This is a genomic window from Amycolatopsis sp. cmx-11-12, from assembly GCF_046269425.1.
Classification (GTDB): domain Bacteria; phylum Actinomycetota; class Actinomycetes; order Mycobacteriales; family Pseudonocardiaceae; genus Amycolatopsis.
The window spans coordinates 488,977-497,234 of record NZ_JADNQM010000001.1; the positions used below are offsets into that span (position 1 = coordinate 488,977).

The window sequence follows — 8,258 nt, forward strand, 5'->3', positions numbered from 1 at the left end:
TTCATCTGCCGTCCAGGACTGGATCGTTTTGGTCGCTTACCGTCACGGCGATCCCCCCGACTGGACTACGTGAACCCACCGCGAACATGGAGGCCTTGTGTCCTTCGAGCCTCAGCGGCTCCTGCCGTTGATCACCTCCCATCCCGGCGGCCGCTCCGCGGTCACCTGTGAGTACCGCTGCGGCAACGCGTGCGCCCACCCCGAGCCCAACACCTCGGACAACGAGTACTTCGGCGACATGGTCAAGAACGTGCTGTCCCGGCGCGGCGCGCTGAAGGCCAGTGCGGTGATGGCCGCCACCGCGGGTGGCTTCGCCGCGCTGTCCGGCACGGCCGCCGCTGCCGAACCGGCCGACGTCGCCGCCGCGGGACACGGCAAGCCTGGCCGCCCGGGGCGGCCGATTCCGGGCACCGACTTCGAAGCGGTGCCGCCGAACACGCTCGACGCGGTCACCATCCCCGAGGGTTACGACCAGCGCGTCGTCATCCGCTGGGGTGACGCCGTCGAATTCGGCGCTCCGAAGTTCGACTTCGCGAAGCAGACCGCGGCCGCGCAGGCGAAGCAGTTCGGCTACAACTGCGACTTCGTCGGCCTGATCCCGCAGGACCCGCTGGGCATCCGGAACCTGCTGGTGGTGAACCACGAGTACACCACCGAGGTCCACATGTTCCCGGCCGACCAGTACGACCCGGCCAACCCGACCGAGGAACAGGTCAAGATCGCCTGGGCGGCACACGGCCTCTCCGTGGTGCAGACCTTCCGCGACCCGGTCGGCGGCGCGCTGCACGTCACGCCGAGCCGGTACAACCGCCGCATCACGCTGAACACCGCCTTCGAGGTGCGCGGCCCGGCCGCCGGTTCGAAGTACCTCAAGACCTCCGCGGACCCGACCGGCCGCAAGGTCTTCGGCACGCAGAACAACTGCGCCGGCGGCGTGACCCCTTGGGGCACCGTGCTTTCCGGCGAGGAGAACGTCAACCAGTACTTCGCCAACGCCGCGTCGGTCACCGACCCGGTCGCGGCCGCGCGGCTGAAGCGCTACGGCTTCTCCGGTACCGCGAGCACCCGTAAGTGGGAGCGGTACGACAAGCGCTGGGACCTCGCGCAGGAGCCGAACGAGGCCAACCGGTTCGGCTGGGTCGTCGAGATCGATCCGAACGACCCGAACTCGGCGCCGATCAAGCACACCGCGCTCGGCCGCTTCAAGCACGAGGCCGCGAACATCAAGATCACCAAGGACGGCCGCGTCGCCGTCTACTCCGGTGACGACGAGCGCTTCGAGTACATCTACAAGTTCGTCTCCAAGGGCAAGTACAAGCCGGGCAAGAGCGCGCACGCGCGGCGGCACAACTCCGCCCTGCTCGACGACGGCATCCTGTACGTCGGCCGCTTCACCGGCGACAGCCCCGGCGAGATCGACGGCACCGGAAAGCTCCCCAAGGACGGCGAGTTCGACGGCGTCGGCGAGTGGATCCCGCTGGCTTCCGGCGATAAGTCCTTTGTGGACGGTTTCACTGCCGAAGAGGTCTACGTCTTCACGCGGCAGGCGGCGGACAAGGTCCAGCCGACCAAAATGGACCGTCCGGAGGACATCGAGCCGAACCCGGTCAACGGCCGGATCTACGCGGCGCTGACCAACAACAGCCAGCGTGGCCCCGCGGGCAAGGCGGACGTCGACGAGGCGAACCCGCGGCCGAACAACCGCAACGGGCACATCCTGGAGTGGGAGGAGAACGGCGGGGACGCCGCGTCGACGAAGTTCTCCTGGCGCCTGCTGCTCGTCTGCGGTGACCCGAAGACCGCGGACACCTACTTCGGCGGCTTCCCGAAGGAGCAGGTCAGCCCGATCTCGTGCCCGGACAACGTCGCGTTCGACCGGCACGGGAACCTGTGGATCTCCACCGACGGCAACGCGCTCGGCTCCCACGACGGCCTGTTCTCGGTGCCGGTCGACGGTCCGGAGCGCGGGCACGTCAAGCAGTTCCTGTCGGTGCCGGTCGGCGCGGAGTGCTGCGGTCCGGTGGTGACCGACCACCTGGTGCTCGTCGCCGTGCAGCACCCCGGTGAGGACGCGGCCAACTCCGGCAGCCCGACCTCGCACTGGCCGGACGGTGGCACGTCACAGCCTCGGCCGTCGATCGTGTCGGTGTGGAAGAAGGGCCGCTGGGGCCAGGTCGGCCGCATCGGCGTCAAATAGGGGAGGCGGGGCGCCGCCGCCGTGGGAAGACGGCGGCGGCACCCCGATCACTCTGGGTTCTGCCTGATCGGGGCGATCGTCGACACGGTTCAGCGATTACGGAACGGCCACGGGGTGGCTAGCTTCGGCCCTGTGAAAAGGGCACTGGTCTTGATGACGGCAGGGACGCTGGCACTGATTTCGGGCTTCGCGCCCGCTCAGGCACAGTCACCCGCCGTTCCGTCCGGCTGCACCGGTGGCGTCGCGCCGAACCCGAGTGTGGAGCAGGGCAGCCCACCCGCCGGGTACTCGTTCAACCCGGCCGCCCCGGTACCGCCCGGCACGCCGAAGAGCAAACAGCCCCGGCTGTCCACTGCCGGCGGCTACCAGCAGGACGGCGGCAAGTATGCCCTGATCGCGACGCCCGACAAGATGGTCAGCACCGCCTACGCGGCGATGAAATTCGTGCCCGGCGCCGTCTACACGCTGACCGACTGGACCGGCACGAAAGACGGCAACCTCCGGCGCGCGGACGCCGTCCAGGAAACAGGACTGCGCTTCTATAACGCGTCGGACAAGGTCGTACTGGAGAACAAGCTCAAGGTCACGCACGCCGTCGAGACCGACGGGAAACTGGCGCGGCAGGACTTCCCGCCGTCGACCGCCCCGGCGTCGGCGACCTCGGTGAAGTTCTTCGCCGCCACCGACCGCAACTGGGTCATGTGGGACTGCGTCCACCTCCAGGTCGCCTCGTTCGCGGCGAAGGCGGAGGTGCGGGATCCGGCGAGCGGTGCCTGGGGAGCCACGGCCACCATCGAAGCGGGCACCACCGCGAACTACCGGTTCACGGTGACCAACGACGGCACCACGACGCTGGCCGACATCAAGGTCGACGACCCGTACTGCGACGTGAAGCCCGCCCCGATCGCGAGTCTCGACGGCGGCAAGTCCGCCACCGTCACCTGCGACCACAAGAACGTCACCGAAGCCGACAACGGCCACGTCAGCACCGTGACCGTCTCCAGCGGCACGCTGCCGAAGAAGACCGCGACCACGACCATCAAGGTCACCCCGCCACCCGCGATCGACGAGATCGGCGAGTTCGCCTGGAACGACGTCGACCGGAACGGGTCGCAGGACGCCGGCGAACCGGGCGTCGCCGGAGTCAAGGTGACGCTGAAGGACGCCTCGGGCAAGGCGCTGGGCACCGTCACCACCGACGCCGGCGGCAAGTACCGCTTCGCCAAGCTGAAGGACGGCATCTACCAGGTCTGCTTCGACATCAGCGCACTTCCGGGCTACAGCTACACCTCGAAAGACGTGGGTGACGACGCGAAGGACTCCGACGCCGATCCGGCGACCGGCTGCACCGCGACCACCACGGTCGGCCCCCGGAAACGCCAGGACCTGACGCTCGCCGCGGGTCTCGTCGAGCCCAGGGGCAAACTGGGCGATTTCGTCTGGCTGGACAAGGACAAGGACGGTTTGCAGACACGGGACGAGATCGGGGTCCCGGACGTGAAGGTGACTTTGAAGGACGCGAACGGCAAGGAGGCCGGCTCGACCGTGAGCGGGCCGGACGGCCGGTACGCCTTCGAGGGCCTGCGCTGGGGCTCGTACCAGGTCTGCTTCGACGTCGGCGCCCGGCAGCTGACCCGATCCGGCGCCGCGCAATACAACGGCACGGATTCGGCGGCGGACCCCGCGACCGGGTGCACACCGGTGACCAAACTGGGCGCGCCGGAGGATCTGACCAGGGACGCCGGGCTGATCGAGCCCTGAGCAGTGCGACCCGTGGCCTATCAGACACCCTTGCCCCCACCACCCCCAGACGTACAATAATCTGTACGTCGAAGGGGGGTGCTAGTGAAAACCATGAGCTACTCCGAGTCTCGTGCGAAGTATGCCGAGACACTCGACTCTGTGGTCAACGACCGCGAAGAGGTTGTGATCACCCGCGCTGGGCACGAGCCCGTCGTGATCGTGTCTTTGGACGACTATCAGTCGCTCAAGGAAACCGCGTACCTGCTCCGCAGTCCGGAGAACGCGCGGCGGCTGATCACCGCGATCGAGCGACTGGAGTCGGGCGGCGGGACACAGCACGAACTCGTTGAATGAAGCTGATCTGGGACGAAAACGCCTGGGAAGACCACCTCTGGTGGCGGACCCAGGACCGGAAAGTGCTCAAACGCATCAATGACCTCATCAAGGACATCGTGCGCAACGGCAATGAAGGTATCGGGAAGCCCGAACCGTTGAAGCACGGCTTTCAGGGTTACTGGTCTCGCCGGATCACGGATGAACATCGACTCGTCTATAAGGTCGCTGAAGGCGAAATCAAGTTCGCTGCCTGCCGTTACCACTACGGGAAGTAGAGGACGTCACCTCGCGGCGCCCTGAATTGTCGGTGGGTGCCGCTAGCGTCGCCCACCGTGACCACTCACCTCGATGCCACCCGCGAGTCCTACGACACTGTCGCCGAGGACTACGCGGTCTTGGTCGAACAGCTCTTCCGCCAGGACCCTGTCGGGCGAGCGATGCTGGCCGCGTTCGCCGAACAGGTACGCGGTCCGGTCGCCGACGTCGGCTGCGGACCTGGGCACGTCACCGCGCACATGGCGGCACTGGGACTCGACGTCGCCGGTGTCGACTTGTCGCCGAAAATGATCGACGTCGCTCGGCGTCAGTACCCTGACCTGCGGTTCTCCGTCGGATCGATGACCGCGCTCGACCTCCCGGACGGTGAACTGGGCGGTCTCGTCGCCTGGTGGTCGATCTTCCATCTGCCGCCGGAGGTGCTTCCGGCGGTGTTCGCGGAGTTCCGCCGCGTGCTCGTTCCCGGAGGGCATCTGCTGATCGGTTTCCACGTCGGAGACGAGCGCCTCAGTCCGGAGAGGGCGTACGGCCACCCGGTCTCCTACGACGCCTACTTGCTGCGGCCCGAGAGGGTCGTCGACCTGCTCGGCGAGGCGGGGTTCGAGGTCACCGCACGCCTGGCCATGGAAGGGAGGAAGCGACCGCAATCGTGCTTACTCGCCAAGACGGTTTGACTCGCGGGTCACGGACCTGATCTCCTGCGCACGCAACCGAGTCGGGCGGGATCATGGCGCAAACGAGTACGACCACGGGCGAAAACACGCCTGCGTGGCCTTCGCGCGGCTGGTTCCTGCGGCCCTCGACCTGGACGTGGTTCGGGTTCGGCCTGGTGCTGGTGGCCTACGCCGACCTCGCCTGGCGCCGCCGCTGGATGAGCGACGACGGGCTGATCGTGTTGCGGACGGTCCGGCAGATCCTCGCGGGCAACGGTCCGGTGTTCAACATCGGCGAGCGGGTCGAGACCAACACCAGTCCCTTGTGGACAGTGATACTGAGCGTTCTCGGCCTGTTACCGGGAGTGCCCCTGGAGTGGATCTCCGTGGTCACCGGACTGGTCTTCTCGGTCGCCGGGCTGTTCTTCGGCCTGGACGGCGCCCGGCGGCTCTACCAGCCGCTGGCGTTCCACGGCCTCGCGCCCGCCGGGGCACTGGTGGTCTGCGCGCTGCCGCCGTTCCGCGACTTCGCGACGTCCGGTCTGGAGACCGGCCTGATCACCCTGTGGCTGGGCGGAACCTGGTGGCTACTCGTCCGCTGTATGTCCACAGTGGACGGACCGCGTACCTGGCCGGTCGCGCTGGTCGCCGGGTTGGGGCCGTTGGTGCGACCGGATCTCGCGCTTTTCAGCGGCGTCGCGTTGATGGCGTTGCTCGTGCTTTCACGGCCAGGACGTCGTGGCGCGCTGGGCCTTTTGGCCGTGGCGGCGGCGCTCCCGTTGGCGTATCAGGTGTTCCGGATGGGCTATTACGGCCTGCTGACGCCGAACACCGCGTTGGTCAAGGAAGCGTCGGAGGCGAACTGGGCTCGTGGCTGGGCGTACCTGGTCGATCTCGTCCAGCCGTACTGGCTGTGGCTCCCGCTACTGGTTCTCGCTGCCGCTCTTTTCACGTCCACTGTGGACAAAACTTTCCTGGTGCTCACCGCGGTCCCGATCGCTGGCGCGGTGCTGCTGTCGCTGTACGTGATCCGAGTGGGCGGGGATTTCATGCACGGGCGCATGCTGCTCCCGGCGCTGTTCTGCCTGCTGCTGCCCGTGCTGGCCCTGCCGCTGACCAGAGCGACGACGGTTGTCCTCCTGGTCGTCGGCGTCTGGGCGACCGTGGCCGCCGGCTCGCTGCGGCCGCCGTACTCCGCCGCGCCGCGTGCCGTCGGCATCACCGACGAGCGGGCGTTCTGGTCGCGCTCGACCGGGCACGAACATCCGGTCCTGGCCGAGGACTACGCCGACTATCCGTCGATGCCGGCGACGTTGGACGCCATCCGCGCCGTCGAGGGCCCTGCGGTGCTGATCCAGGACTACTCGACCCGACGCTGGTACGCGTACCCGACAGACCGGCCGTACGTGACCGTCGCCGCGGACAGTATGGGCGCCCTCGGCCTGCTGATCCCGCTCGAAACGCGGCTGCGTGACGGTTACGGTCTCGCCAACCCGTTCGCCGCGCATTCGACGTCGCTCCCCGACGGCCGGACCGGGCACCAGAAATGGCTGCCGCCGGTCTGGGAGCTGGCGAATTCGGCGCGGCTCCCGATCGCCGAGGGCGGCCCGGTCCGCGCCGAAGACGTCGCCGCCGCGCGGCTGGCGCTCAGCTGCCCGGCGATCGTCGCGATCGACGCGTCGGTGCGGGATCCGCTGACGGCTGGACGGTTCGCGGACAACCTCATCGGGTCGTTCACCAGGGGTTCCGTGCGGTTCCCGCGGGTGGCGTCGGTGCCGGTCGCCTGCGGGTGACTAGCGTGGCGGGCATGGCTGATCTTCCCCTCGCTCTCGTCACCGGCGCCACTCGTGGCATCGGCGCGGCGGTCGCCCGCGCGCTCGCTCCCACGCACCGGTTGCTGCTCGGCGGCCGCGACGCCGACGCGCTCGGCGAACTCGCCGCCACCCTGCCCGGCGCCCGGGCGTGGCCTGTCGAGCTGACCGACGCCGAAACACTGGAAGCGGCGACCGCCGAATTCGGCGAACTGGACGTGCTGGTGCACTCGGCGGGCGTCGCGCGGCTCGGCACGGTCGAAACCGCCACCGATGCCGACTGGCGGGCGAACTTCGAGGTCAACGTCCTCGCGGTCGTCACGCTGACCCGTCAGCTGCTGCCCGCGCTGCGTGCCGCGAAGGGCCACGTCGTCGTGATCAACTCGGGTGCCGGGCACAACGCGCGTCCGGGCTGGGGCCCCTACGCGGCGAGCAAATTCGCCGTCCGCGCCTTCGCCGACGCGTTGCGGGACGAAGAAACCACGCTGCGGGTGACGTCGATCTACCCCGGCCGTACGGACACCGAGATGCAGCAGGCGATCGTCGCCGACGAAGGCGGCTCGTACGAGCCAGACCGCTTCCTACGCCCCGAATCCGTCGCGTCCGCCGTCCTCGCCGCCGTCTCCGCCACCGCCGACGCCCACCCGACGGACGTGACCCTCCGCCCACGAGGCCTGGTCTAGCCCGCGTTCGCTGCTGATGTCCCCAATGCCGCATTGGTGGCGCTGAGCGTCCCAAATTCGGCATTGGCTGCCGTGCGCTCCGAGTGCTTCGTGCCCCCGATGTGGCTTTGGTGGCATTCAACGCTCCCAATGCCGCATTGGTGGCGCTGAGCGTCCCAAATTCGGCATTGGCTGCCGTGCGCCCCGAGTGCTTCGCGCCCCCAATGTGGCTTTGGTGGCACTCAACGCTCCCAATGCCTCATTGGTGACGTTGAGCGTCCCAAACTCGGCATTGGCCCGAGCCCCGCGGCCTTCAGGACACGCCTTCCCGACAACCAACCGAGACCTCAGCCCAGTTGTCCACAGCCCCGCACCGTTGTGGACAACCCCACCCCGACCAGCACTTTCCCCCGGTCCCGCCCCCAAACCCCCGATAGACTGGCCGTGGGGCCGCCCCCTGGGACCAATGCCACTTACTTAGCATTTCCGCAGGTAGGCGAGGGTGCTGGAGGCTGTTCCAGTCCACTTCGGGCACGGATTGTGATGACTGGTGGCGTGTCGTAGCGGGTGCTGGCTGGGC

General features: G+C 68.1%; 7 protein-coding genes. All 7 read left to right on the forward strand.

The annotated features are described in order from the left end of the window. Positions 1–97: 97 nt before the first annotated feature. The 7 genes from ACLARN_RS02330 (at position 98) to ACLARN_RS02360 (ending at position 7,699) form a co-directional block, all read left to right on the forward strand. Positions 98–2,197, forward strand: coding sequence for a PhoX family protein (locus ACLARN_RS02330; RefSeq protein WP_409489614.1), 2,100 nt, complete (start codon positions 98–100; stop codon positions 2,195–2,197). 153 nt (positions 2,198–2,350) lie between these two features. Next, entirely contained in the window at positions 2,351–3,958 is a 1,608-nt protein-coding gene (locus ACLARN_RS02335; RefSeq protein ID WP_409489646.1) for an SdrD B-like domain-containing protein, read from the forward strand. 93 nt (positions 3,959–4,051) lie between these two features. Continuing rightward, positions 4,052–4,294: a type II toxin-antitoxin system Phd/YefM family antitoxin gene (locus ACLARN_RS02340; RefSeq protein WP_229907886.1), complete on the forward strand. Its 243-nt coding sequence runs from the start codon at positions 4,052–4,054 to the stop codon at positions 4,292–4,294. Then, positions 4,291–4,551, forward strand: a complete 261-nt coding sequence (locus ACLARN_RS02345) for a Txe/YoeB family addiction module toxin (RefSeq protein WP_409489615.1) — start codon at positions 4,291–4,293, stop codon at positions 4,549–4,551. The genes ACLARN_RS02340 and ACLARN_RS02345 overlap by 4 nt, the downstream gene beginning before the upstream one ends. 57 nt (positions 4,552–4,608) lie before the next feature. Then, positions 4,609–5,226 carry a class I SAM-dependent DNA methyltransferase gene (locus tag ACLARN_RS02350; RefSeq protein ID WP_409489616.1) on the forward strand — a complete coding sequence of 206 codons (618 nt, stop codon included), beginning with the start codon at positions 4,609–4,611 and terminating at the stop codon, positions 5,224–5,226. Between the two features lie 53 nt (positions 5,227–5,279). Then, the gene (locus tag ACLARN_RS02355) at positions 5,280–6,998 is read left to right on the forward strand and encodes a hypothetical protein (RefSeq protein WP_409489617.1); all 1,719 of its coding nucleotides are present in this window, start codon (positions 5,280–5,282) and stop codon (positions 6,996–6,998) included. 14 nt (positions 6,999–7,012) lie between these two features. Further along, the gene (locus ACLARN_RS02360; RefSeq protein ID WP_409489618.1) at positions 7,013–7,699 is read left to right on the forward strand and encodes an SDR family oxidoreductase; all 687 of its coding nucleotides are present in this window, start codon (positions 7,013–7,015) and stop codon (positions 7,697–7,699) included. The last annotated feature ends 559 nt before the right edge of the window (positions 7,700–8,258 follow it).

Bases quoted from the DNA above. Each gene is read 5' to 3' on its own strand.
- ACLARN_RS02335 (WP_409489646.1), top strand. From the start codon at position 2,351: ATGACGGCAGGGACGCTGGCACTGATTTCGGGCTTCGCGCCCGCTCAG.
- ACLARN_RS02340 (WP_229907886.1), top strand. From the start codon at position 4,052: ATGAGCTACTCCGAGTCTCGTGCGAAGTATGCCGAGACACTCGACTCT.
- ACLARN_RS02345 (WP_409489615.1), top strand. From the start codon at position 4,291: ATGAAGCTGATCTGGGACGAAAACGCCTGGGAAGACCACCTCTGGTGG.
- ACLARN_RS02355 (WP_409489617.1), top strand. From the start codon at position 5,280: ATGGCGCAAACGAGTACGACCACGGGCGAAAACACGCCTGCGTGGCCT.
- ACLARN_RS02360 (WP_409489618.1), top strand. From the start codon at position 7,013: ATGGCTGATCTTCCCCTCGCTCTCGTCACCGGCGCCACTCGTGGCATC.